Origin of the sequence: Heyndrickxia sp. MSNUG (assembly GCF_049532715.1) — a bacterium.
GTDB lineage: Bacteria > Bacillota > Bacilli > Bacillales > Cytobacillaceae > Mesobacillus.
Genome location: NZ_CP150978.1, coordinates 455509 through 478596, shown reverse-complemented (window position 1 = coordinate 478596; position 23088 = coordinate 455509). Strand labels below are relative to the sequence as shown.

Below are 23088 nucleotides of genomic sequence, written 5' to 3'. Positions count from 1 at the left end.
CATTATTTTTAATACCTTGCTTTCTTATTGACCTAACTGGGGGCTATTCTTTAACAAGGGGAATGGCTTTTTTTATAGGGGCAAGTTGAAAAAGGATTTTTAGTCATATAGGTTAAATATTCAATAATAAAACTCAGATAAAATAGGGTGGTATTGTGGTTGAAAGGTACATTAAAGTTGAAAATGCCAGGATCTGGACTGAAAAAAGTGGGCAGGGTGTTCCCGTCATTTTAATAAGTGGAGGACCTGGTTCTTGTAATTATTTAGAACCGGTTTGTTCTCTTATAGAGGATCATTGTGAGGTTATTATGTTCGACCCAAAAGGCTGCGGTCGTTCAAGTTATGATGGATATGGGTACGATTTAGAATCTTCTCTTCAAGACATCGAAAGCATTCGTGAAGAGTATGGATATAAAAAGTGGATAGTAATCGGACACTCTTGGGGAGCTGATTTAGGATTGGCTTACTCCCTATTATTTCCCCAGTCCATATTAGGATATGTATCTATTTCGGGAACTGGTATCCAAAATGATAGAGATTGGAAGGCAGCCTATAATCAAAAAAAATTGTTAATAGATGAATTGAAACCAGATTTTGAGTTTGAAGCAAATGAGATTGTTCACCGCTCGCTAATCGATTCTTGGAGATCTTTTATTAAACAACCACTACTCCTAAAAGAAATCACACAACTGAACTTACCTACATTGTTTATTTATGCCCAAAATGATATTCGCCCTTCTTGGTCAATTGAACAAATTCACAACCTTATAAATGGCTCTAGATATATTGAAATTAAAGGGGCAGATCATTATATTTGGCTTAGTAAAAAGAATGAATTAGCTGAAGCTCTCAGAAGTTTTATTAAAAGTTTCTCTGATCCCCTCCTGTAAGTGGGAAAAACAACACCTCTTATTAATTTTAGGAAGGAAATGTAAATATCCACACAGAATATAGATTAAAGTTTATTAGATTGGGTGGGTATTTATATGTTGAGAGCCTATTGGAAGAATGTCCTATACATACTTAACCATAAAATGAATGTTCTAGTTGAATGTTGGAAAGAGGGATTATACATTCAAGGACTTACCCACGATTTATCAAAGTTTTCCCCGAAAGAATTTTTTCCATATGCTAAGAAATTTTTTACTAGTAAACAACTAAGTGAAGATGATGAATTAAGATGGAGATATGCGTGGCTGAATCACCAACATAAAAATAAGCATCACTGGGAGTATTGGGTTGTTGACCCGAATAAAAAGCTAGCAGTACCAATGCCAAGAAAGTATTTACTGGAAATGGTTTGTGATTGGCGGTCCTTTTCAAGAAATTGGGGCAGGAAGAAAAAGGCAGCGACTTTAGACCTTTCTGATAAAATCATACTGCATCCTGACACCAAAAAAGAACTGGAAATTATTATGATGAACAAAAGGAAGGCTGACTCTAAAAGTAACCTCATATGATAGTGAATACATTTTTCCCGGGATAAAAGTTGCTACAAATACAAAACTAATAATTCGTTTGAAGATATAAAAGCGGTGAAGTCAATGTCGCTAAGGGTACTATTTTAAATAATATATTCCATATAATAATTTACCTACCCAAACCGCAAGTAAGATCCAAATCAGAATGAATATTACGCCAACAAACCAGTTTTTTGGTTTACCATTTTTCCTGATTTCTTCAGCCTTTTCTCTGTTTTCCTCAATAATGTAAGATGGTATTAATTTTAATGCCAATGAAATGCCTAGCGGAACAATAATTAGGTCGTCGAGATAACCTATAACAGGAATGAAGTCAGGGATTAAATCGATAGGACTAAACGCATAAGCGACTACACAAATAGCAACTAATTTAGCGTACCAAGACACTCTGTTATCTTTGTATGATAAATAAAGAACGAATAAATTTTGTTTTAGTTTTCTTGCATAGTTTCTTAATTTTGTTAAAATATTTTCTTGTTCCATCTAACTCCCCCTTGTTAGAAATCATTATAAAGTAAACTAGGAGCGAGTTGCACCATTTTTGGATAAATGCTCATTCAATAACGAGGGCAAGATATTTGAATTAGGTTGCGGTGGCAGCCCTTTTTCTTGTTACGCTAACGGTGCAGTTATGTTAAGGAAAGATTCTGAGGAGGGTTATAAACTGGGTGATGCAATTGAATTTGTTTTAAAATGGGTAGCATACATTTGCTTCTCCTATCTTGCTTTACTAGCCCTTTGGGAACTATTCGCTTTCATTTGGATCGTCATCTTGAAGAAAAGAGATTACGACCGTACTCTTTTCTGGCTAAAACCAAGGTCAAAGAGAAAATCCAAGAACAAGAAAAAGAAAAGAGCTAAATAACCAGGTGAAAAAATGTACTTAAACATACGCGTGCTTTAGATATAGAACACAGGGACGGTTCTCACGTTTCAGAATGAAACATGAGAACCGTCCCCGCGTATCAAATCTCCATCCCCCATCGTTCCTTCTCCGTATTCTTCAGCTGATTTTCTGTTTCCTCCGGGTAAACGGTGCGGAATTTATGGTGGTCGGCCGGAATGATTTCGATCATTTTTTGAATCATATCCTCTGGATCAAACTGATTTCCGAGTCCCTCTTCCTGCTTTTTCATATCTTCTTTTCGGGTAAAATGCTTGAACTCGTCGAACCATTTCCATTTTTCCTCAGCGGCTCGGTCGTTGAAGCCTGTATTATACGCACCAGGATTGATGGTGGCTACTTGAACCCCAAACCCCTCGAGCTCTGACTTCATCGTTTGGGCGATTCCTTCGATAGCATGTTTAGTCGCTGTATATGGACCGACATATGGCGTTGCCGAGATCCCTGCCATTGAACTCATGAAGACAATCTTTCCGCTGCCTTTTTCCACAAGCTTTCGCGCAGCCATTTGCACGGTTTCCAGAGTGGCGAAAACATTAACTTCGAATAGCGCACGGACGCGGTCCATCGGCACTTCCGCCAGCGGTCCGCCTTCATTGATTGCAGCATTCGCCACAAACACATCGAAATCATATTTTTCAATCTGCTCTCGATCCCGCTCGTTCGTAATATCAAGCTTGACTACTTCCATATCTAAGCCCAGTTCATCTGCCTCACGAAGCAAATCTGTTTTCTGGGCAGTCAGCTCCGTCGTCGCGATGACACTGTGCCCATTCTTAGCAAGACCAATAGCCGCACCCCTGCCAAGTCCACTCCCAGCCCCTGTGATAAAAATCGTCTTACTCATCTTGCATACCTCCTATTGGTTCAACTATCTATCTTGTCTTCCCATTAGAAGTCAGCCTAAAACCCATTCCCTTTTGTTGCAAATACAACAAATACAAGGTAAATTATATACATATTAATTTTTATTGCATTTGCAACAAAAATATATACAAAGGAGCTACCTATGAAGGAAATTTTACTTGAAATTGGAATGATTGCAAGGGCATTGGATTCTATCAGTAATATAGAATTTAAAGAATATGACCTTACAAAAGGTCAGTATTTATACCTTGTGCGAATCTGTGAAAATCCAGGAATCATTCAGGAAAAGTTAGCTGAGATGATAAAAGTAGATCGAACAACCGCAGCTCGTGCTATAAAAAAACTTGAATTGAATGGGTTTATCGAAAAGAAAGTAGACCAACAAAACAAAAAAATTAAAAAGCTTTTTCCAACTGAGAAAGGGGAAAATGTATATCCTTTTATAAAAAAAGAGCATGATTATTCAAATATCGTGGCATTAGAGGGGTTTTCCGAAAAAGAAGCAGAAACCATATTCAATCTCCTTCTCAGAGTAAGAAAAAACGTTGAAAAGGATTGGCAATTAGTTAAAAAAGGAAACAAGAGAAATTATTGATTTTATAAAGGAGCGGCAAATTTAATGACTATATATATTAATAAGTGTACCCTTGAAGATTCATGCAAACTTCAAGAAATTAGTTATGAAACATTTAATGAGACATTTAAGGAACAGAATACACCCGAAAATATGAATGCCTATTTGGAAAAGGCTTTTAACTTAAAACAGTTGGAAAAAGAAATATCTAATATTTCTTCGCAATTCTATTTTGTTTCTTTTAATGATGAAGTCGCGGGCTATTTAAAGGTCAACACCGGGGATGCTCAATCTGAAAAAATGGGCGATGAATCACTTGAAATCGAAAGGGTTTATATAAGGAGCAAATTTCAAAAACACGGGCTCGGCAAATATCTCATCAATAAAGCGATCGAAATAGCAGTGAATGAGAATAAAAGGACCATCTGGTTAGGGGTATGGGAAAAGAATGAAAATGCCATAGCTTTTTATAAGAATATGGGATTTGTTCAAACTGGGGCACACTCTTTCTATATGGGAGACGAAGAACAAACAGACTTAATCATGACCAAAACACTCCTATAAACTTAATACGTGGGGACGGTTCTCGTGTTCCAGAAAGGAACGCGAGAACCGTCCCCATGTTCCTAAACTTTCTTTCGCCTCATCCATTGTGTGGCGGCCCACTTATCTCCGACGATCACGGGTGCTCCGCCATGTAAAGTAAGGTCGTTTAATGTTTGGTCGTCATAGAAGTATTCAAAATACACGGCCATACCCTTTTGTGGAGATACGGAGAAATTCAGTTTAGGGAAGTAGGTTTCCCCGCCTTCCTCTACGTCATTTAAGTACATGACGAGCGTACTGATTCGAGGATTGCTTACGACCTTATTTTTTGATGTAAAAAAGTCATAATGTGCTTTATATTCCTGGCCAATTTTATAATTTAAAATTTGCAGGCCTTCACCATGTTCAACCGGGATATTCATGATTTGTGATACTCTTTTTTCAATCCTGGCAACAAAATCATTTTCTCCTTCTTCGAAAAACATACAGCTGCTTGTTCTGAGCTCATCTACTTCCAAACCATCCGCAAGCTTTGAACGGTGCAATCGATCTTTTGACATCCTAATTAATTCATCGCATTCTTCATGGCTTAAAACATTTCCTAAAACCACGATCAATGGTTCATGTAATCTGGCAATTATATTAATTTCTCTATCTTCGGTCATGATTTTATTTCCCGAGTGATTAAAAATTGTTTGTTCTTTAACATCCATTTTCAACTTCATCAACCTCTTATTTTCTTTAAATTTAGGAATTTTTAGATAATTTTAACCCTGAAAACGGTCAATTTATAAGTAAGGTTTCGCTTTTTCCCCTTTTTAAAAATGAATCTCAAATTGTTTACTACTAATTTTACAACTGCAGACCCTGTAATTCTATTAATATATTTTCATAAAAAAAGATTTTTTTCTTTACACAGGTGAAAATAATATCTTTTCTATTGGGAAAGTCTAAGTGTATCTCCTCTTTGTTTCTCCTCAGGATTCTCTGCATTCATTTATTACGTTTGCTCTAAAAATTAATGGGTAATTTTTTATATGAAAGGAGCGTTTCTATGTGGCATGCAGCAATGTGGGGTGCGGTTTCGGGGTCGGCGGTTTTGCTCGGGTCCCTGGTTGCTATGTTTTTCTCACTCCCTAAAAAAGTGATTGGCTTTATTATGGCATTTGGTACAGGAGTCCTGATTGGGGCGGCTTCTTATGAGCTTATAGGTGAAGCTGTGCGTACGGGCGGCATCAATTCCACCGCTATTGGATTCCTTTCAGGTGCTGCAGTTTTTACTATATTTGATTATATTGTTTCCAAAAAGGGAGCTTCGCATCGAAAAAGATCAGGAACACAGGCTGCTGAGAGTGCAGGAATTGCCTTATTCATTGGGACAATCATCGATGCCGTTCCAGAATCGATTATGATTGGCGCAAGCCTTCTTGAGCAGGAAACGGTGAGCTTCCTCCTCGTAGTCGCCATTTTTATCAGTAATATCCCTGAGGGTCTCTCTAGTACTGCTGGGATGAGGAAAAACGGCTATTCCAAAACAAAAATTACGGTCATGTGGTTAGCGGTACTGGCCATTTCCACCTTTGCCTCTTGGTCAGGATTCTTTTTCCTTGATGGCGCATCGGATGCTCTTATGGCCGGGATATCAGCCTTCGCTGGCGGAGGTATCATCGCGATGATCGCTTCAACGATGATGCCTGAAGCCTTCGAAGAAAGCGGACCAATAACAGGCCTTGTCACAGCCCTTGGCCTGTTAGCATCCATCATTCTTAATCATTTTGCATAAAAAAACGGGTAAAAAAATGGGGACGGTTCTCGCGTTTCACTTACAACGCGAGAACCGTCCCCATGTTCATATTAGTTAGACATAATCTCTTCCATTTCATTAAATTCTTCTCGTACGGCTTTTCCTGGTCTATTTGTCATAAGGCTTACGACAATTACAGCAATAAGGCTAAGGAAGAAGCCAGGAATCATTTCATACATAAAGCCTTTCAATGCTGGAACGCTGATCCAAACCATGACTGTGGCTGCACCAACGACAATACCTGCCAATGCACCCCAGCGGTTCATTCGCTTCCAGTAAAGGCTTAGCAAGATAGCTGGTCCAAATGCAGAGCCGAATCCTGCCCATGCATTTCCTACTAAAGAAAGAATGGAATCCTTTGGCGTATACGAAAGTCCGATCCCAACTAACGCTACAAGCAAAACGGACATTCTGCCGACAAACACTAATTCCTTATCCGATGCTTTGCGGCGGAAGAACGCTTTGTAAAAGTCCTCCGTTAATGCACTGGATGTTACAAGCAATTGAGAAGAAATCGTGCTCATGATCGCAGCTAAAATTGCCGCAAGCAGGAAACCAGTGATATAAGGATGGAAAAGGATATTTGAAAACAGGATGAATATCGTTTCTGGATTTTCAAGTGCGACATTGTTCTTTGAAACATAGGCAATACCAACAAGTCCGACAGCTAATGCGCCGATAATGGAAATGATCATCCAGCCCATTGCGATTCTGCGGGCAGGCTTAAGCTCTTCCACAGAGTTAATTGCCATAAAGCGAACGATAATGTGAGGCTGGCCGAAATAACCTAAGCCCCATGCTAAAAAGGACATAATGCCAATCACGGATGTTCCTTTAAAGATATCCATTAATGTAGGATCAATCTTTTGAACACTATCCATTACATTTGCTGTACCTCCAAGGTCGGTAAAAGCCACGACCGGTACAAGGATAAGTGCAACAAACATGATCAAACCCTGCACAAAGTCAGTCAAACTCACCGCAAGGAAACCGCCGAACAGCGTATAGACAATGACCACTCCAGCTGTAACGAATAGGCCAAGTCGATAATCCAGCCCGAATGCTGATTCGAATAACGTACCGCCTGAGACAAAACCTGCAGATGTATAAAGCGTAAAGAAGACGATAATTACAATAGCTGAAACCGATCGAAGAATCTTAGTATGATCCGAAAAGCGGTTTTCAAGAAAATCGGGGATCGTAATTGAATCATTTGCTAATTCTGTATAAGCTCGCAGTCTTGGAGCTAAAATGAGGTAGTTTAAATAGGCACCAATCGATAACCCGATTGCCAGCCAGGCACTTGAAAGTCCAGTCGTATACATGGCGCCAGGCAATCCCATCAGCATCCAGCCGCTCATATCAGACGCACCTGCAGAAAGAGCTGTTACAGATGGCCCAAGTCCACGGCCTCCAAGCATATAATCATTTAGGTTAGATGTCTTCCGGTAAGCATATACCCCAATCATGATCATCGCGATAAAATAAATTCCCAAAGAAACAAATACTTCAAAATTCACCAAATCTCTCCTTTTCGTTTTCCCTAAACGAAATAATTAACATAGTGGTTTGTACACAGGCGATTAGATTCTTTTATAAGAATGCGGCCGACCACGCTCGAAAGTTTTTATGTTAATTATGCCGTCCAAGTTTCTTTTGCCGCCTCAAAGGGGCTACGGTTACTTAACCTAACAAAGATTCCATGTCGTTTCAAGGAAAGTACGGGAAATAAAATCCGAGAAAAAACGCGGCAGCTACCAAGCTTTTAGGTATGAAAACGATTTCAAAATAAATTGAAGTAATTATATTAGTAATTTTCAGAAATCGTGTATTAAGCGATTTCCGCTTTCTTTTCTGAGTGCTTTTCCATGAAATTTTAACTGACAGTCTAGAATGGAACAGAAAAAGGATTCAGACCTTATCAGTACTGAATCCTTTTATTTAATCATCTTTTAAAATTCGTTATGCACTTTGACACACCAAAACAAAATTGGACCTAATACTCAGCTTGAGAACGTTTCAAATGGCTCTTCTCCCTTTTTCGTATGATTAACCACGAGATTACACTTGAAGCGATTAATAAACTTTCCAATGAAAAAATGTACCATGGATAAGGTCCAAGCACATCCAGGAAACTACGAGTTTCAGGTTTGTGACGCAGAAACCAATAATTGCCTTCCACTCGTTTGTTAACGAACAAAATGACAGGCAATAACAAATTAATAAAAACAATAAGCTTGATCACAGAGCGGAATGTCGGGTAATACCCTTTTGCCCAGGTAAAATATAAGGTTACCCACACAATCATCATGTGCGCAAAGAAGAAATGAAAAAATCGAAAGTGAGGAAAATCGTATGTTAAGGCAGGAGTTATGATCGCTTGTGTAGCACCAAATAAGGAAATAAAAAATAATAATTCAAAGACTACTTTTTTTCTAGTCAAAAGCAAAATCACACATAATATAAGGCCAATATTACACAATTCCAACGGCATGGAGCGACCTAATTTCCAGATTCCATTCATGTACATCCATACGTGATTTATGACCTCTATTAAAATCAAAGTAAAAGTTACTCCTATTTCAACGCTTCTCCATTTGTCTCCCTTCATTTTTTCTCGATATAGGTAAATAACCGCTATAGTAAGAAAAAAGAGGGCCAATACAACAAAATGACTTCTAGAAAACATATCAAAATCAAACGATGTATTATCTAGGCCAAACCATCCCATTAATTCCACCCCTAGTTTGTTTATGGAACAAACATAAGGTGTCCCGTACATATGATTTTTATACGTTCTGCTCCAGCCACCACAGTAATAAAGCCATATAGAAAATGGCCAGACAGAAATGTGTGAATGGCCTAAAAATCCGAACGATTTATAGGGTAAAATCACTAAAAAATAAACGGTTCTATTTTGAGGGAACGAAACCATTCTGTATATTGTAAGCCATCTTTCAAACTGCCAGGTTAGCACAATAAAGATTTCAACTTAATATTTCATGGCTCAAACTGGATAAATCATAAGTACGTTCCTTTACCCTATCAAAAAAAGCAAAGCCCGATTGGCCCTGCTTGTTATTTGACTATTACCTGTCCAACCATTCCTTGCTGAAAATGGAACCGACAGATCAGTTCATATGTACCGGGCGTTTTCGGTTCCACGGTAATCATTTTTTCTTTTCCAGGCTGAATTTCGGCGTCAATTCTGAGTTTTTCCACTGTGAAGGTGTGCTCTTTCGTACCTTTGTTTTTCAATATCAACGTTGTCGTTATTCCATTCGGAATGGTGATGACTTTCGGATTAAAATAATCGTCGTTTATCTCGACTTCAATCGCTTTGACTGGCTCAATAGGCTGTGTTACGGCACCCGATTCGGCAAATACACTTAGTAATCCTTGAGTTGTTACAACCACAGTCATCGCTAGCATAACGACCAATCCAGTTAACCACTTTTTCACAGGCATTCGTAATCCCTCCTTTCCTGATCCTATTTTTTCCAATCCGTAAAATATTATCACTATAAATCTGATCCAACGTGCTTAAAATAGTAACTCTTATCTAAAACAGTGACAAAGAAAAAAGATCGCCACTCATGGCGATCTTCTGGAATCTATTCTTTTTTCACTTAACCCGTCCCATTTGTTTCAGATCTAGCTGTCTGTGCCAAATTTAGACTCTTAGCGAGCCACGGAAACCCCTTGCCGCATAGTAGGAGTCTGCACCATTGTGGTAGACAAAGACAGTGTTGTAGCGCCGATCACAAAAGATGGCCCCGCCTAGATTTCTAATATTATCAGGTGTTTGCACCCAGCTAGACGTTTTCAGATCGAAATCCCCTAGTTCCTGCAGCTCCCGGTATTGTTCTTCCGTTAACAGTTCAATGCCCATGCTAGCGGCCATATCCATAGCGCTATTTTCTGGTTTGTGCTGTTTCCTTGACTCCAGCGCTTTCCGGTCATAACAAACACTTCTGCGCCCTTTAGGACTTTCCGCTGAACAATCATAAAAAATGTATTCGCCCGTCTCTCCATCAAGGCCCATAACATCCGGTTCCCCGCCGGTTCCTTCCATTTCATGCAGCGACCATAGTTTTTCAGGGTTCGCTTCGAGCTTATCTTGTACTTTCGCCCATTCAAGACCATTATGCCGGTTCATGTTTTTCTCAAAACGGTCTTTCAATCTTGCAAGTAGTTCTTCACTTTGATCTGGTGACAACTGCTTATTTCCCTTTGCCATATGCGGATCCTCCTTGGTTTTATTCACCCCATTAAGGGATATGTTATGTAGTAATTTCTTGGACTCATAAAGCTGGCCAAATGGTAAATGAACAAAATTAACGCTCATTAACATCGGTTATTTTATCTTCATCAAAATAAATATCATACAAAGGATATTTAGCGTGTTTCTTAGCTAAATCTAACGACATATTATGAAACCTGGCAGAAACTCTTACTTTATTTTCTGATCTTGTATATTCGTAGTCATAGGTGATTTCCGGATCATCCTTAAAGAGGATTCGTTGATACCAGCACTCATTTTTATAGTCATATACATCGACAAGTATTTCACTATTTTTCATGGTAGCTTTTTGCAACTCGATTACCTTTGCGATTCTTTCATCAGCCCGTTTTTCATACTGTAAAAAGTTTAGCTTGTACCCGCCCCATGCAATAAAAATGAACAATAGAATAATGAATAATCTCCTCATACCCATTCACCCTTTTAGTGTAAAATTACACTTTTGAGTATAATGTAAAAAATGGATATAGACAAACAATTTTTTTATGAAACCTTATTTTTAACTTACCCTTTACCAAAAACAAAAACATAAAAGAGCGAATCTCATTTGCTCCTTTAGCTAATCATTCACTCTTCGTTTCTAAAAAACTCTTCCAGGCAGTAATCCCGCCATCAAGTACGACCACATCATAATCCTTTTCAGACAAGATGTTCGCACACTTTGTAGCAGAATTCCCAGTTGTACATGTCACAATGATCTCTTTATCCTTAGGCAATGCTTTGATAGATTCTTCATTGTTTTCAAAAATGAAGTTCTTCGGCAGGTTGATATTCTTAATGCCTGCTTCATCTATATGATAGTCTTTGTATTTTTCCTCCGCCCTTACGTCTAAAAGCATGATGTCATCATGGTTCTTCACTTTTTCATATAGTTCCTCGGCGGACATTCTTCTTACTGTCATTCTGGCCGTGCTCCTTTCAGTTCATTCCTTGGATTCATTATATCAAATTTCTTTGGTTACATTTAGCTCCAATTCAGGGCTAACGGGCAGGTTGGGTTCCTGGGATTGTCAATAAAGTTGCATAGAATCGTCTCGAACACGAAAAAAAACCAAACCCTCATCGGATTTGGTTTTTCCCCTAGTTTACTCCTACAGTGATCTTCAGTTTCTCAAGAATCTGATCTATTTCATTATCATGCCGGGATTGAGGCTGAAATGTGATCGTTTCAGGAATCGTGCTGAATGGTTCGTATGACACCTTGAATGTATCATCTTTTTTGAACAGAGAAAGTGGTTCCACGTGTTCCCCGTTGCTTCCCAACAACTCGAAGCTCAACTCCATTTCTCGGTCGCTTGGCTGCTTCAGCTTATAAACAACCTCTGTTGCCGTCGGAGCAAACGTGACCTTCTCAAGGATCACCGTGATGTCACCGCTTGATTTCTTCTCTACTGGGAGAATGACCTTGTTCTCTGAACTTATTTCTCTCACTGGAAATTGAACATTCCATTCCCCTTCACTCTCACCAAGCTTTTTGATCTTCATTCCCAGGTCGAATTCATTCGGGAGTGGTTCTGATACATCCAGGTGCATGACCCCGAGCACGACATGGTCGTCATATCGTTCACTGCTTCCACCCACACCATAATTTTCAATTCGTTTTCCGTCGATGGTAAAATCTATGGAGGTATTCATGTTTTTATCAAGAACGGCGTCGGACTGAACGACATACCCGACAGAAATGCCCGTCCCATCATAAAAAGCTTCACTCACGGTCACGGTAACCCCTTGATCCGCAGCACTCTTATTCACTTTTTCAGCGAGCCCTTTTTCAACGGTCGTTTTCAATGTACTGTCTCCTGCCAGCTTGAAGACCGATTCCACGAACGGGATGCTTTGCAGCACCTGCGCCATCGTGGTATTAGTGAATCCGGTTCCTAAAAGAATGGCTAAGCTTGCCGCAATTCCGCCAGCAATCATGGATGGCTTCTTCCATTTCTTATTCCGTTCTGGAAGGCTTGACAGTGTTTCATCAATTCGGTGGCGTACTTGATCTGGCATACTATTTTCCACCTTTTGTAACGCTTCTCTCAATTTCTGATCATGATTTCCTGCCATTTTGAACACTCCCTTCAGTTTCCGAACCCAAATATTGCGATAGTTTGTGCCGTGCCCTGCTGAGTCGTGATTTCACGGTACCCTCCGGAATCTCCATTGCTTCTGCAATTTCCCGCACATTCCATTCCTCAAGGTAATACAGCGTTACGGGGATCCGCAAGTCTTCCTCCAATGATTTCAGGGCATCCTTCAGCTCAAAGGTTGAACGGTCATCCGGCGAAGCAGGCTCCATCCACTCCTGCATCGGAATGACTTTCTTATTTTTCCTCAAAATCTCATAGCTGCAGTTAATCACGATCCTCACCATCCACGTTTTGAAGATTCGTACATCACGTAAAGTAGTGATAGAACTGTAGGCTTTTAATATAGCCTCCTGGATCGCATCGGCACAGTCATCATCGTTCTGCAGGATGGAGCTTGCTACCTTATAGAGCATTTCTTCGGCATCCTTCACAATCCTCACAAAGGCTTTCTTATCCCCCTTTTGTGCTTTTTTCACATCTCGTTCACTGGACAAATGTTCCCCTCCTCATTTAATTCTATCTATTAGATGGCAGACACGCCCATTAGGTTCACGTTCATTGTTATTTTTTTCAACATCCTGGAAAACTTCATATATTTAGGATAATACAAGCTGGTAGGATTCGGGATAGATTACGGGAAAAATAATATTTTAAAAAAGTGACAAACAAAAATTAAAGAAGACTATTAAAAAAACGGCGTTCTCTTTCGGAGTACAAAAAGTGAATAACATCGTAAATCGCGTATAAATTAGCAAGTAAAAAAGCACTGCAATTTTGCAGTGCTTTTAACGTTTTTATGTGTTCAAATGTGAAATGATTTTTTTTACGCTTATTCAGGGATCGCACCCAATTGTTGAACAACGATTGACTTATACTAAGATTATCTTATCGTCAATATTTATCTTACCAAAGCGTTCAACCTTTGCCCATACACCAAAAGTAGATTCATGGTTATTAACCAAGTATCGGAGTAACCGTGTATCCTGTTTTAGTTCCTCTTGAGAATTGTTCACCATTATACATCGTTGAAGAGGTGCAACAACTCTTAGGATAACTGACGGGCCAACTAGGATTAGTTGATTCACCAAATGATCTTCAAGGCATCCCGTTGATTCTGTATCAATCAATAAGTTTGCTCTGAAACGTCGAGGGTCAACTGCCTCTCCTAGTTCCTGACTCACCTTTCGTAACGCAGAAGTAGTAATGATGCTAATTGGACCTTCATCAAAATGGGATATTGACTCCTCTCGTGCCAAAGTTACTCGATATCCTAGCCTCTCAGACAACTTTTCGTTAACGGCATTATCGTCACCTCGATAATCTGTGCCATCGGGCATTGTTATAATTGGAGTAGTATCTTCATATCTTGCTTTATAATTAAATAAACCATCCATCTGTTGAAAACGCCGTGTTGTTTTACCGCTGCCAAATTTCCCATTCATATTTTTTATCGCCCACAGACGATCCCCAATGAGTCCTCGTTTATCAATTGAAACGGTTTGTAATAGCTCCCCTAAAATTGATTTTACAGGGAATCTTCGGATTTCTTTCACTTTACCTACAATTTGATTTTTATTATCCAATGTTTGTACCCCCGCTTCATACCTTATCGCTCTTCGCTTCAATAAAAAAAGACATTTCTCATTTTTAAAGAAACATTAACCTTAAAATCCCTTATTCAACAATACAGCTAAGTTTGTGGAATAAGATCCACTCGTCATAACCTTATTTTATATTCGATTTAGGAACCGTTTAATCCTTTTCAACAGAATTTGAGCATATGATCATCGTGCTAAATCACGTGCAAATGCAGATGCAAATTTAAGTATAAAAACTCAAAAATCATTGATATTACAGCAAAAACCAGCCATCTATTCATATCCGAATCAGGTGGCTATTTGTACTCCTTTTTAATGTTTTGTACTACAAAAGAGAACCCGTTATCAAAAAGATGGTCTTCTTTTTATGTTAAATACCAAAAATATCACTTCAATAAGCCTTCTAAAAAAGACTTTACATAAATCTCGAACAGGTGTAGATTTTAACTAAGTATATTCAAATAATCAAATATACAAATATTAAAAATAAGGAAGGGTTAAAATGCATCGTAAGTGGGTTTTTAGCGGAAGGTATCAGGGTTACTCCGTTCAGTCTTTTCAAAAAGACATTATATCCGGGATTGTTGTAGGCGTTATTGCGATTCCTCTGGGAATGGCGTTTGCCATTGCTTCAGGTGTTAAGCCCGAGCACGGAATTTATACGACGATTATTGCAGGAATCCTGATTTCATTATTGGGAGGTTCCAGGTATCAGATTGGCGGGCCAACTGGTGCATTTATTCCCATCTTGTTTGGGATCGTTATGACCTATGGCTTTGAGAACTTATTGATCGCTGGATTTATGGCGGGGATCATTTTAGTTCTTATGGGGCTTTTAAAAATGGGTTCTCTCATCAAATTCATTCCCCGGCCGGTAACGATAGGTTTTACCTCAGGGATTGCGGTGATTATTTTTGCTGGGCAAATCCCAAATTTCTTAGGACTGACCGGTGTTGAAAAACACGAATACTTTCTTGAGAATCTGAATGAAATCATTATTCATATTGATACGATTAATCTTTACAGTATCCTTACTTCCGGAATTTGCTTGTTCACGGTATTGCTTACTCCCAAGCTATTTCCGAAAATCCCGGGACCACTGATTGGCCTGGTTTTGTCTACCCTGGCTGCAAGCTTATTTTACCCGCAGCATGTCGCGACCATTGGTTCAACCTTTGGTGACATTCCCAGCACTTTGCCTAAGTTTGCGATACCGGAGATGTCTTTCGATCGGGTGCAGACGCTTATCGGTCCGGCATTTGTGATTGCCTTGCTTGGTGCGATTGAGTCGCTTTTATCTGCTGTAGTGGCTGATGGCATGACAAATAGCAAGCACAACAGCAATCGAGAATTAGTCGGGCAGGGCATCGCCAATATGGTCACTCCTCTATTCGGGGGAATCCCTGCAACCGGAGCGATTGCACGAACAGCTACTAATATTAAAAATGGCGCCGCTTCCCCTCTTTCCGGGATTACCCATGGAATCGTCGTGCTTTTCGTTCTATTGCTTTTTGCACCTTTCGCCTCAAGGATTCCTTTGGCTAGCATGGCACCGATTTTAATGATCGTCGCCTGGAATATGAGTGAACGTCACGTATTTTTCCATATGGTAAAAACACGCACGGAAGATACACTCGTCCTGGCCATTACCTTCTTGTTAACCGTTTTTTTCAATCTGACGCTGGCTGTCGAGGCAGGTCTCGTTTTAGCGGTTATTATTTTCACGAAAAGAATGAGTGATATAATGGTAACGGCAAAGGCTTTGCCAAACCCGAATAGCAAGCAAGATAAAGTCCAGCCTCAGATCGTTTCTGATACGCATGATTGTCCGCAAATCAGTATCTATAACGTGGAAGGACCGCTATTTTTCGGTGCTGCGCAAACATTTGAACAAACCATCATGGAAACGATACATTTCAAACCAAGAATCCTTCTTTTAAGAATGGGAAAAGTTCCATTCATGGATACAACCGGGGAAGCCCATTTATCAAGCATCGTCCGCCATTTTTCAAAAAATGGAATGGTCCTCATATCGGGGATCAACCCTCAGCCTAAAAAAGTATTAATAAAAACAGGCCTATATCAATTAATAGGAGAAAACCATTTCTTTGCACACACCGGCGACGCCATCAATCACGGATTATCGCAAATAAACAAACACCAGTGCCTCGGCTGCAAACACTTTGCATTCAGAGAATGTTCAACCCTCTCAGGCGCAGCGGAAGCACAGGGAAGCTTCTCATGCTCCGAAGCACAGGGACGTTTCTCATGCTCCCAAATTGAGAAAGGAGGAAATTTGATTGAACCTGGAGATGCAGCAATTTAAAGCAGAATTTTTCAAAGCACTAGCCCATCCACTCAGGATAAAGATCCTTGAGCTACTGGCTGACGGAGATAAAAGTGTGAACGAAATCCAGAGTCTCGCCGGAAGCGAAGGATCAGCCGTTTCCCAGCAGTTGACCATCCTCCGCGGGAAAAATATCGTTACAGGCACGAAAGAAGGAAACCGTGTCATTTATACCCTTCGTGACCCCATGATCGTTGACCTTCTGGCCGTTGCCAGACAGATCTTCAATAACCATTTAGTCGAAACGATCAATATGCTGGATAAGTTTAATGATGATAAAGAATCGTCTTCCAATTAACACAAATAAGCACGTCTTCTTTTGAATAAGTAGTTCAGATAATGTGGAGAAAAACAAAATTTAATAATTGAAATCACATTCAAAAAGTGTTTTCTATTAGCATCGTAATTAGCAATATATTTATCACATAAAAACGCTTGGATAACTCCAAGCGTTTTTAACATATAGTGGTTTAATTTTTTAACGAACTGTATTATCCTTCAACGATTGCAAGGTATTTCAAGATATCTTCATTGATTTCAACAAGTAAAATATCTCCTCTTTCTTTTGCTGAAAAAATCTTTGCACCAACAGGAAGTTTATTCGACATTTCATTATTAAAATCTGTATTAGCGTCATTTCTTGTTTTTATTTCACCGATTTGAACATTTTTTGTTAAAGATAATTCTTCTACCCAGTCAATATTAGTCTTGTAGATAACTCCATCAAACTGAAAAATATCAGCATCAGGGTCCAATGTTAAGACTTCTTCGGCATCGATACTGTCAATTGTTACTTCGGTTGTACCTCCGTTATTAGAGCATCCTGTAATCATAAATAAGACCAATGTAATTAAAACAAAGAATATACCTTCTACTTTCATATTAAATCCCCCTTTATCAAATTAGACGAGTGTTTATGATAAAAGTTCAATTTATTTCCTTGGTAAACTGATAGTTTCAACATCTATAATTTAACATTAACGTAAATTCACAATTTACCTTCCGAAAAAAGTTCTCACAAATATGCAAACTATCTTAGATAAATTATATCTTTCAGGTAAAAGAAACTCTTCATGTCCGGCTTTTTACTCTTGAAAAAGTCTTTGAAACTCAACTATAATTCTATCAAACAAATGATGGAAAGGATGTGGAATATGAGTATCCATTACGAATTGATTCCAGAAGAAAATATCAGCTCCGTCAAGGGATTGTGCAATGAATTAATGGCCTATCAAAAATCGTTGGCCCATATTCGTCCCGAGCTTTTTGACAGCATGAATTTTGAAACACGTATGGTTCCTTCCGTTAAAAATGCGAAGGCCAATTTTATTCTTGCCGCTTATGATGGTGACGAAATCGTTGCTTATGTGTACAGCAACATTTCCCCAAAACAAGTCTATTCCAATGATTTCGCTACTTTTTTCGATATGGATTCTGTTGCATCTGAGGATGTCGGCTGCCTTTCACAGTTTTACATAAAAGATGGCTATCGCAGCATGGGTATCGGTTCTGAACTGTTCAACCGCTCCATGAAATGGCTGGATTCATTTGAGGATACTGATGACCGCTTCATCTATGTTTCCAATGGAAATGATGCAGCGTTGGATTTTTATCAGAAGAAAGGCTTTAAAGTCAGTCACCAGATCCTTGATGGGTTCATTACGGTGCTTCGGAATACTTAAACACATACATAGCAAAACCCCTTAATCCTGTTTGGAAATCAGGGGTTTTTTTTGCCTTTCATTCTATAAAAGAAAATAACAGCCAAAATGCCAATGATAAATAAAACAAAAATTTTAATGGGTCCCTGTTGTCCATCAAAATAGCCATCAAATGCACCTCTTACCTCATACTCAGCTTCTCTATATGCCTTAATGTATTGTCCCTTTGACTTTTCAACAGCTATGGCTTCATTTTTACTAATGCCTTTAATGGAATAATATTTCGTCCCTTTAGCAAAGGAGTTTGAGAAGTTTCCGGGATAGGATTCCATATCAGAATACTTAGTGACATGGCCAATCTCGCTTCCTACTTCGGTAACATGCTCATCGCTTACTACATAAATATAACCGTTCCAAACTACAAAAGAATATGCCCAAGAGGTTGCTGAGGACTTACCTGGCAATACTAATGAGGTTAATAATAGAAATGATAGTAAACAGTAACGTAGATACCCCTGATCCTTCATCAAACTCCTCCTTTCTTAAATTGACGTTAACCATTTCTAAAAGTTTCAACATTACTGTGTATTGAACAACCGCTTTTTGCTGGAAAGGGAGCCAGACCTGTTAGAATGAAGCCCGTATTTGGACAGCTTTGCTGGAAAGTGTTCTAGACCTGTCAGAATGAAGCCTGTATTTGGACAGCCTTCCGGTAAAGTGTGCCAGACCTGTGTCAGAATGAAGCCCGTATTTGGACAGCTTTCCCGTAAAGTGTTCCAGACCTGTCAGAATGAAGCCCGTATTTGGACAGCTTTGCTGGAAAGTGTTCCAGACCTGTCAGAATGAAGCCTGTATTTGGACAGCTTTGCTGGAAAGTGTTCCAGACCTGTCAGAATGAAGCCTGTATTTGGACAGCTTTCCCGTAAAGTGTTCCAGACCTGTCAGAATGAAGCCCGTATTTGGACAGCTTTCCTGTAAAGTGTTTCAGACCTGTCAGAATGAAGCCCGTATTTGGACAGCTTTGCTGGAAAGTGTTCCAGACCTGTCAGAATGAAGCCTGTATTTGGACAGCTTTGCTGGAAAGTGTTCCAGACCTGTCAGAATGAAGCCTGTATTTGGAAACTGGATAAAAAAAGAGCTGCAATATACAGCTCTTTTGATCATTACTTTTTCAAAACCGGAATCCAGATCTCACTTCTAAACGTTGGCGAGGAAACATCCTTACTTTCGTTCCAAAGGATTTCTGGTCCTTCAACCTGTTGATAGTTAGAGGACGGGAACCATTCTGAATAGATGCGTCCCCATATATTTTGCAGTGTGGCCGGAAAAGGTCCTACCGCTTCGAATACTGCCCATGTACCGGCAGCCACTTCTAACGATGTCAGATGTTCAGGGCATTCGCTCGTTGTAGCTGCTCCAATATAATGGTCAAGCTCCCCTTTTTCCTCCATCCTGTCCTCTGAAAAATTGGTCGATGCACTGATCAATCCTAACGGTTCGACATTCGACCGATTTTTCAGCTCATTGATTTTATCCATGTCTAAGCTTTGCCACATGGCACTGATCTCAGGATTAACACCGTTAAAAATGATGGGTACGCGCTTCTTTATTCCGACAATGCGAAAGGCTTCTTTTTCTTCTATTCGATAATTCATTTCACTGCCTCCTTGAATGGATAATTGGAAGCTCATCGGAGGAAATGCTTTGAGGGAATGGCCATTCGTTCTTGCCTCTGTTGGCGTGATTCCATGCAAATGCTGAAACGCTCTCGTAAAAGAGTCCGGGGAGTTATAGCCATACTTCACGGCGATATCTATGACCTTGATGCCTGGTTCCCGAAGCTCAAATGCTGCAAGCGTCAAACGTCTGCGGCGGACATACTCGGACAGCGAAATGCCTGCAAGAAAGGAAAACATCCTTTTAAAATGATATTCCGAGCAGTAAGCCCGCCTTGCCGCCTCTTTAAAATCAATCTCGTTCGTCAGATTTTCCTCGATAAAACGAATGGCACTGTTCATATTCTTAAGCAAATCCAATTCGATGACCTCCTTTATCAATAGATTAGCAGGATATAAATGCATCCATCCGACATTTCGTGCACGATTATGCGGGGTGCTTATTGTTCCTTACCATTCATGGATAAATCATAATTTCTTCATTCCTTAGGTATCTCCTATTCTTACCCGACACACCCTTGATAAAAATGAATAAGGATCAGACCAGGTTAGCGAGCGATTTCTGTTATAAGCAGTACCTATTAAAAAATCCCTGAATCGTATCCAGGGATTTTATTTCTATAGGAAACAGTTAAATAGTCCGGCTGTTTACATCCTTAAATTTTTGTAAAAATAATGCCGACAAGCGCTGAAAAAATCCCAACAAGCTGATATAGCTTTAATTTCTCCTTAAAAAGCCAGCAGCCTGCAAGGACAACAACGAGGCAATTCAGGCTGACGATCGGGAATATAATACTTGCGGTCCCTTCATGCAGCGCATAGAAATAACAGCTATAGCCGATGACGCTGATCAAACCGACAAGAGATCCAATATTTGCTTCAGACCGCTGCCAGTGTTCCTTTTCCCGGATGCTTGATATCCCAAGATAAATGCTCCCGCCACCATACATACAAATTAATGTATTCAGCGAACTGATATGAAAATACGAAGTCGTTTTCATCAAAATCCCCAGTATTCCGAAGGACAAGATCGCCAAGAGCACCCTGATCAGCCAAGGCGCGTAATCAGTATTTCGTTTCGCTCCTGGTGTATATTGAATCATGATCGCAGAGCCAAGAATAAAGACAATGCCGATCCACTGCAGAAGGCTGATGTGTTCTTGAAAAATAATCGCTGCGCCGAGGATCGGAAAAATAGCATTCGCACCGATCAACGGCGACGTCAGACTGGCAGGACCCTTCTCAAATGCTTTCGACATTTGAATATTGCCGTTCGCATTCAATACGCCGATCAAGCCACCAAGAAGGATAGCAAGTAGGTTGAACTGCAACGCATCCACTGATATTCCGTACCCCAGCGTCAGCATAAACGCCACGATATAAAAGAAAAACTGAATATGTACTTTCGACAAGCCGTGCCCTGTGCTCCATTTAAAAATCGTATTATTCATGCCAAAGCTTAAAGTCGTGACCAATGCTGCGGCCATCCACATGCTGAATCCTTCTCTCTCTATCATTTTCCTCCTTATTTTAAATCTCCCCAAGACTGCTCGCAATCTATTTTTTCGAGTTCCTAAACAAAACACGAAAAAAATCAGGAACCCATTAAAGTAACGGGTTCGGTAACCGAGCATAAATCCAATATTAGGACACCAATAAGCATTCCAATTCACAACTGAACTGAAATGCTTATTTTTGTTGATATAGCTGGTTTTTAATCACCTCACAGTCGAACTAGCACCCTCATTCGCATCCCTTTTGACAGGTTTGTTCGTTTTCTAATTTTTATGCTAATTGCAATGGTAAATGAAGTACTGAATTTAACACGAAGGTTTATTGGAAATTTATGTTAAAATTGAAGGTGAGCTTATTTAACTATAGGGGCAGTTTTGTACGGTGCAGGATACTTGAAGTCAAAAAAATAGTCCTGCGGTGCATTTACAATTAATAATATCGAGTTTCATAAAGATAATGCAAAAATTGAAAAAGGACCCAGAGGATCCCATTTTTTAATATGAGTTTAATTTTAATTTGATTAGAATTTAATCGTTAGAATTAAACTATGTTTAATCTCTTCTGTCATCTCTTCTTCTTAATCCTAACAGGCCTGCTAATCCAAGTAACCCAACCCAACCCCAATCGGTATCATCGTCATCATTAACATCTCCTGTTTGGGATATTCGAGCGACTCCGTTGGTATTATTGTTATTGTTATTATTTTGCGCGTTAACATTTAACTCAGATACCATGACAAAAGAAATTGTAAGTGCAACAAACAAATTAAGAATTCTCTTAAGCATCATATTTCACCCCTTTCATTTTCATTAACTTTAATGTTTCCGAAAAAAATAACCTTATTCGGTTTTGTGAAGGAATTAATTTTTAGAATCATAATTTACAGTAGGATATAAAGGGAAGAGTAAAGTCACTTAAAGAGAATATCCGTGAAGGCCAAGGTTTTAATGAGGTTTGTTGCCTAGGACAATGCTCTTGTTGGAGTCCCTAATGAACAAACAATGCAGTTTATTTGAATAAATTAATTTTAATAAATGATAGAATTATTATCAGTCGATAATATTTTGTAAAGTGGTGGATTTATGAAAATTTTAGAGAAGTTTGCTGATGTACCTAAAATAGAAACGGAACGTCTCATACTTAGAAAAATCACACTTGATGATGCAGAAGATATGTATTTATATGCTTCGAATGAAGAAGTAACGAGATATGTAACTTGGGATACTCATCCTTCATTATCAGATACAATTGAATTTATAAATACGTTTTTACCTCAATATGATGCTCTTTGGGGGATTGAGCTTAAAGACAACGGTAAATTTATTGGAACAGTTCACTTTGTTTGGTGGCAGCCAGAACACAATAGTGCTGAAATTGGATATGTTCTATCTAAAGAATACTGGGGCAAAGGTTTAATTACCGAAGCAGCAATGGCAATCATTTCTTTTGGTTTCGAAAGTATGAGCTTAGTTCGTATTCAAGCGAGATGTTTTTTAGAAAACAAGGGTTCAGAACGTGTTATGAAAAAGTTAGGTATGTCTTTCGAAGGTATAAGTAGAAAGGCAATGTATGTTAAAGGGGAACATAAGGATTTAAAAGTGTACTCTATATTAAAGTTTTAAATGTATTATTTTTACCAAACATTTAATGCAGTAAAACAAGTTATGTACTGCGTTTTATTTTTTAGGTTTTTTACACGTTTCAACTGATAACCTTCATTTTACAACAGTT

At 39.1% G+C, this 23088-nt stretch carries 26 protein-coding genes; 9 read left to right on the top strand and 17 right to left on the bottom strand.

Going from position 1 to position 23088, the window contains the following annotated elements; all coding sequences use genetic code 11:
* The first annotated feature begins 155 nt into the window (after window positions 1-155).
* Together AABM38_RS02410 and AABM38_RS02405 are read left to right on the top strand one after the other, a co-directional pair.
* Window positions 156-890 carry an alpha/beta fold hydrolase gene (locus tag AABM38_RS02410; RefSeq protein WP_423408967.1) on the top strand — a complete coding sequence of 245 codons (735 nt, stop codon included), beginning with the start codon at window positions 156-158 and terminating at the stop codon, window positions 888-890.
* Window positions 891-986: 96 nt separating this feature from the next.
* Window positions 987-1460 (top strand): DUF5662 family protein, encoded by a 474-nt coding sequence (locus tag AABM38_RS02405; RefSeq protein WP_423408966.1) that lies wholly within the window; start codon window positions 987-989, stop codon window positions 1458-1460.
* Between the two features lie 99 nt (window positions 1461-1559).
* Here the strand turns inward: AABM38_RS02405 and AABM38_RS02400 are convergent, their stop codons facing one another.
* The gene (locus tag AABM38_RS02400; RefSeq protein ID WP_423408965.1) at window positions 1560-1964 is read right to left on the bottom strand and encodes a YkvA family protein; all 405 of its coding nucleotides are present in this window, start codon (window positions 1962-1964) and stop codon (window positions 1560-1562) included.
* A gap of 482 nt (window positions 1965-2446) precedes the next feature.
* Window positions 2447-3232 (bottom strand): SDR family oxidoreductase, encoded by a 786-nt coding sequence (locus AABM38_RS02395; protein ID WP_423408964.1) that lies wholly within the window; start codon window positions 3230-3232, stop codon window positions 2447-2449.
* 162 nt (window positions 3233-3394) lie between these two features.
* On the opposite strand from AABM38_RS02395, the gene AABM38_RS02390 reads away from it, so the two are divergent.
* Together AABM38_RS02390 and AABM38_RS02385 are read left to right on the top strand one after the other, a co-directional pair.
* Entirely contained in the window at window positions 3395-3847 is a 453-nt protein-coding gene (locus AABM38_RS02390; RefSeq protein ID WP_423408963.1) for a MarR family winged helix-turn-helix transcriptional regulator, read from the top strand.
* Window positions 3848-3871: 24 nt separating this feature from the next.
* A complete protein-coding gene (locus tag AABM38_RS02385) occupies window positions 3872-4390 on the top strand; it encodes a GNAT family N-acetyltransferase (protein WP_423408962.1) in 519 nt (172 codons plus the stop codon).
* Between the two features lie 62 nt (window positions 4391-4452).
* Here AABM38_RS02385 and AABM38_RS02380 read toward each other — a convergent pair whose 3' ends face one another.
* Window positions 4453-5097: a 2OG-Fe(II) oxygenase gene (locus AABM38_RS02380; protein ID WP_423408961.1), complete on the bottom strand. Its 645-nt coding sequence runs from the start codon at window positions 5095-5097 to the stop codon at window positions 4453-4455.
* Between the two features lie 329 nt (window positions 5098-5426).
* Between AABM38_RS02380 and AABM38_RS02375 the strand changes: the two genes are divergently transcribed.
* Window positions 5427-6155 carry a ZIP family metal transporter gene (locus tag AABM38_RS02375; RefSeq protein ID WP_423408960.1) on the top strand — a complete coding sequence of 243 codons (729 nt, stop codon included), beginning with the start codon at window positions 5427-5429 and terminating at the stop codon, window positions 6153-6155.
* Between the two features lie 71 nt (window positions 6156-6226).
* Here the strand turns inward: AABM38_RS02375 and putP are convergent, their stop codons facing one another.
* The 9 genes from putP to AABM38_RS02330 form a co-directional block, all read right to left on the bottom strand.
* Window positions 6227-7696 (bottom strand): sodium/proline symporter PutP, encoded by a 1470-nt coding sequence (putP, locus tag AABM38_RS02370; protein WP_423408959.1) that lies wholly within the window; start codon window positions 7694-7696, stop codon window positions 6227-6229.
* A gap of 476 nt (window positions 7697-8172) precedes the next feature.
* Window positions 8173-8907, bottom strand: a complete 735-nt coding sequence (locus AABM38_RS02365) for a TIGR02206 family membrane protein (RefSeq protein ID WP_423408958.1) — start codon at window positions 8905-8907, stop codon at window positions 8173-8175.
* 347 nt (window positions 8908-9254) lie between these two features.
* Window positions 9255-9644, bottom strand: coding sequence for a cupredoxin domain-containing protein (locus tag AABM38_RS02360; RefSeq protein ID WP_423408957.1), 390 nt, complete (start codon window positions 9642-9644; stop codon window positions 9255-9257).
* A gap of 205 nt (window positions 9645-9849) precedes the next feature.
* Window positions 9850-10416: a DUF4256 domain-containing protein gene (locus AABM38_RS02355; RefSeq protein WP_423408956.1), complete on the bottom strand. Its 567-nt coding sequence runs from the start codon at window positions 10414-10416 to the stop codon at window positions 9850-9852.
* A 97-nt stretch (window positions 10417-10513) separates the two neighbouring features.
* On the bottom strand, window positions 10514-10888 hold the full coding sequence (locus AABM38_RS02350) for a DUF3139 domain-containing protein (RefSeq protein WP_423408955.1): 375 nt from the start codon (window positions 10886-10888) through the stop codon (window positions 10514-10516).
* Window positions 10889-11042: 154 nt separating this feature from the next.
* A complete protein-coding gene (locus tag AABM38_RS02345; protein ID WP_423408954.1) occupies window positions 11043-11381 on the bottom strand; it encodes a rhodanese-like domain-containing protein in 339 nt (112 codons plus the stop codon).
* Between the two features lie 178 nt (window positions 11382-11559).
* Window positions 11560-12537, bottom strand: a complete 978-nt coding sequence (locus AABM38_RS02340) for a DUF4179 domain-containing protein (RefSeq protein ID WP_423408953.1) — start codon at window positions 12535-12537, stop codon at window positions 11560-11562.
* Window positions 12521-13054 carry an RNA polymerase sigma factor gene (locus tag AABM38_RS02335; protein WP_423408952.1) on the bottom strand — a complete coding sequence of 178 codons (534 nt, stop codon included), beginning with the start codon at window positions 13052-13054 and terminating at the stop codon, window positions 12521-12523. The genes AABM38_RS02340 and AABM38_RS02335 overlap by 17 nt, the downstream gene beginning before the upstream one ends.
* Before the next feature lie 375 nt (window positions 13055-13429).
* Window positions 13430-14143 carry an MOSC domain-containing protein gene (locus AABM38_RS02330; RefSeq protein WP_423408951.1) on the bottom strand — a complete coding sequence of 238 codons (714 nt, stop codon included), beginning with the start codon at window positions 14141-14143 and terminating at the stop codon, window positions 13430-13432.
* Window positions 14144-14660: 517 nt separating this feature from the next.
* On the opposite strand from AABM38_RS02330, the gene AABM38_RS02325 reads away from it, so the two are divergent.
* Both AABM38_RS02325 and AABM38_RS02320 read left to right on the top strand, forming a co-directional pair.
* Complete coding sequence (locus AABM38_RS02325) at window positions 14661-16484, top strand: SulP family inorganic anion transporter (RefSeq protein ID WP_423408950.1); 1824 nt, start codon at window positions 14661-14663, stop codon at window positions 16482-16484.
* Complete coding sequence (locus AABM38_RS02320; RefSeq protein WP_423408949.1) at window positions 16459-16803, top strand: ArsR/SmtB family transcription factor; 345 nt, start codon at window positions 16459-16461, stop codon at window positions 16801-16803. The genes AABM38_RS02325 and AABM38_RS02320 overlap by 26 nt, the downstream gene beginning before the upstream one ends.
* 193 nt (window positions 16804-16996) lie before the next feature.
* Here the strand turns inward: AABM38_RS02320 and AABM38_RS02315 are convergent, their stop codons facing one another.
* Complete coding sequence (locus AABM38_RS02315) at window positions 16997-17386, bottom strand: hypothetical protein (RefSeq protein WP_423408948.1); 390 nt, start codon at window positions 17384-17386, stop codon at window positions 16997-16999.
* A 273-nt stretch (window positions 17387-17659) separates the two neighbouring features.
* Here AABM38_RS02315 and AABM38_RS02310 point away from each other — a divergent pair, with 273 nt between their 5' ends.
* The gene (locus AABM38_RS02310) at window positions 17660-18187 is read left to right on the top strand and encodes a GNAT family N-acetyltransferase (protein WP_423408947.1); all 528 of its coding nucleotides are present in this window, start codon (window positions 17660-17662) and stop codon (window positions 18185-18187) included.
* A 38-nt stretch (window positions 18188-18225) separates the two neighbouring features.
* Here AABM38_RS02310 and AABM38_RS02305 read toward each other — a convergent pair whose 3' ends face one another.
* The 4 genes from AABM38_RS02305 to AABM38_RS02290 all read right to left on the bottom strand — a co-directional run bounded on the left by AABM38_RS02305 (window position 18226) and on the right by AABM38_RS02290 (window position 22145).
* Window positions 18226-18693, bottom strand: a complete 468-nt coding sequence (locus AABM38_RS02305) for a hypothetical protein (protein ID WP_423408946.1) — start codon at window positions 18691-18693, stop codon at window positions 18226-18228.
* A 636-nt stretch (window positions 18694-19329) separates the two neighbouring features.
* A complete protein-coding gene (locus AABM38_RS02300; protein ID WP_423408945.1) occupies window positions 19330-20202 on the bottom strand; it encodes an AraC family transcriptional regulator in 873 nt (290 codons plus the stop codon).
* Between the two features lie 296 nt (window positions 20203-20498).
* Window positions 20499-21359 carry an EamA family transporter gene (locus tag AABM38_RS02295; RefSeq protein WP_423408944.1) on the bottom strand — a complete coding sequence of 287 codons (861 nt, stop codon included), beginning with the start codon at window positions 21357-21359 and terminating at the stop codon, window positions 20499-20501.
* A 549-nt stretch (window positions 21360-21908) separates the two neighbouring features.
* Window positions 21909-22145: a WGxxGxxG family protein gene (locus AABM38_RS02290; protein ID WP_423408943.1), complete on the bottom strand. Its 237-nt coding sequence runs from the start codon at window positions 22143-22145 to the stop codon at window positions 21909-21911.
* A gap of 294 nt (window positions 22146-22439) precedes the next feature.
* On the opposite strand from AABM38_RS02290, the gene AABM38_RS02285 reads away from it, so the two are divergent.
* Window positions 22440-22979, top strand: coding sequence for a GNAT family N-acetyltransferase (locus AABM38_RS02285; protein WP_423408942.1), 540 nt, complete (start codon window positions 22440-22442; stop codon window positions 22977-22979).
* The last annotated feature ends 109 nt before the right edge of the window (window positions 22980-23088 follow it).

Excerpts from the sequence above, each read along its gene's own strand:
- AABM38_RS02405 (WP_423408966.1), top strand. The coding sequence starts at position 987 with ATGTTGAGAGCCTATTGGAAGAATGTCCTATACATACTTAACCATAAA.
- AABM38_RS02400 (WP_423408965.1), bottom strand. The coding sequence starts at position 1,964 with ATGGAACAAGAAAATATTTTAACAAAATTAAGAAACTATGCAAGAAAA.
- AABM38_RS02395 (WP_423408964.1), bottom strand. The coding sequence starts at position 3,232 with ATGAGTAAGACGATTTTTATCACAGGGGCTGGGAGTGGACTTGGCAGG.
- AABM38_RS02390 (WP_423408963.1), top strand. The coding sequence starts at position 3,395 with ATGAAGGAAATTTTACTTGAAATTGGAATGATTGCAAGGGCATTGGAT.
- AABM38_RS02385 (WP_423408962.1), top strand. The coding sequence starts at position 3,872 with ATGACTATATATATTAATAAGTGTACCCTTGAAGATTCATGCAAACTT.
- AABM38_RS02380 (WP_423408961.1), bottom strand. The coding sequence starts at position 5,097 with ATGAAGTTGAAAATGGATGTTAAAGAACAAACAATTTTTAATCACTCG.
- AABM38_RS02375 (WP_423408960.1), top strand. The coding sequence starts at position 5,427 with ATGTGGCATGCAGCAATGTGGGGTGCGGTTTCGGGGTCGGCGGTTTTG.
- AABM38_RS02365 (WP_423408958.1), bottom strand. The coding sequence starts at position 8,907 with ATGGGATGGTTTGGCCTAGATAATACATCGTTTGATTTTGATATGTTT.
- AABM38_RS02360 (WP_423408957.1), bottom strand. The coding sequence starts at position 9,644 with ATGCCTGTGAAAAAGTGGTTAACTGGATTGGTCGTTATGCTAGCGATG.
- AABM38_RS02355 (WP_423408956.1), bottom strand. The coding sequence starts at position 10,416 with ATGGCAAAGGGAAATAAGCAGTTGTCACCAGATCAAAGTGAAGAACTA.
- AABM38_RS02350 (WP_423408955.1), bottom strand. The coding sequence starts at position 10,888 with ATGAGGAGATTATTCATTATTCTATTGTTCATTTTTATTGCATGGGGC.
- AABM38_RS02345 (WP_423408954.1), bottom strand. The coding sequence starts at position 11,381 with ATGACAGTAAGAAGAATGTCCGCCGAGGAACTATATGAAAAAGTGAAG.
- AABM38_RS02340 (WP_423408953.1), bottom strand. The coding sequence starts at position 12,537 with ATGGCAGGAAATCATGATCAGAAATTGAGAGAAGCGTTACAAAAGGTG.
- AABM38_RS02325 (WP_423408950.1), top strand. The coding sequence starts at position 14,661 with ATGCATCGTAAGTGGGTTTTTAGCGGAAGGTATCAGGGTTACTCCGTT.
- AABM38_RS02315 (WP_423408948.1), bottom strand. The coding sequence starts at position 17,386 with ATGAAAGTAGAAGGTATATTCTTTGTTTTAATTACATTGGTCTTATTT.
- AABM38_RS02310 (WP_423408947.1), top strand. The coding sequence starts at position 17,660 with ATGAGTATCCATTACGAATTGATTCCAGAAGAAAATATCAGCTCCGTC.
- AABM38_RS02305 (WP_423408946.1), bottom strand. The coding sequence starts at position 18,693 with ATGAAGGATCAGGGGTATCTACGTTACTGTTTACTATCATTTCTATTA.
- AABM38_RS02295 (WP_423408944.1), bottom strand. The coding sequence starts at position 21,359 with ATGATAGAGAGAGAAGGATTCAGCATGTGGATGGCCGCAGCATTGGTC.
- AABM38_RS02290 (WP_423408943.1), bottom strand. The coding sequence starts at position 22,145 with ATGATGCTTAAGAGAATTCTTAATTTGTTTGTTGCACTTACAATTTCT.
- AABM38_RS02285 (WP_423408942.1), top strand. The coding sequence starts at position 22,440 with ATGAAAATTTTAGAGAAGTTTGCTGATGTACCTAAAATAGAAACGGAA.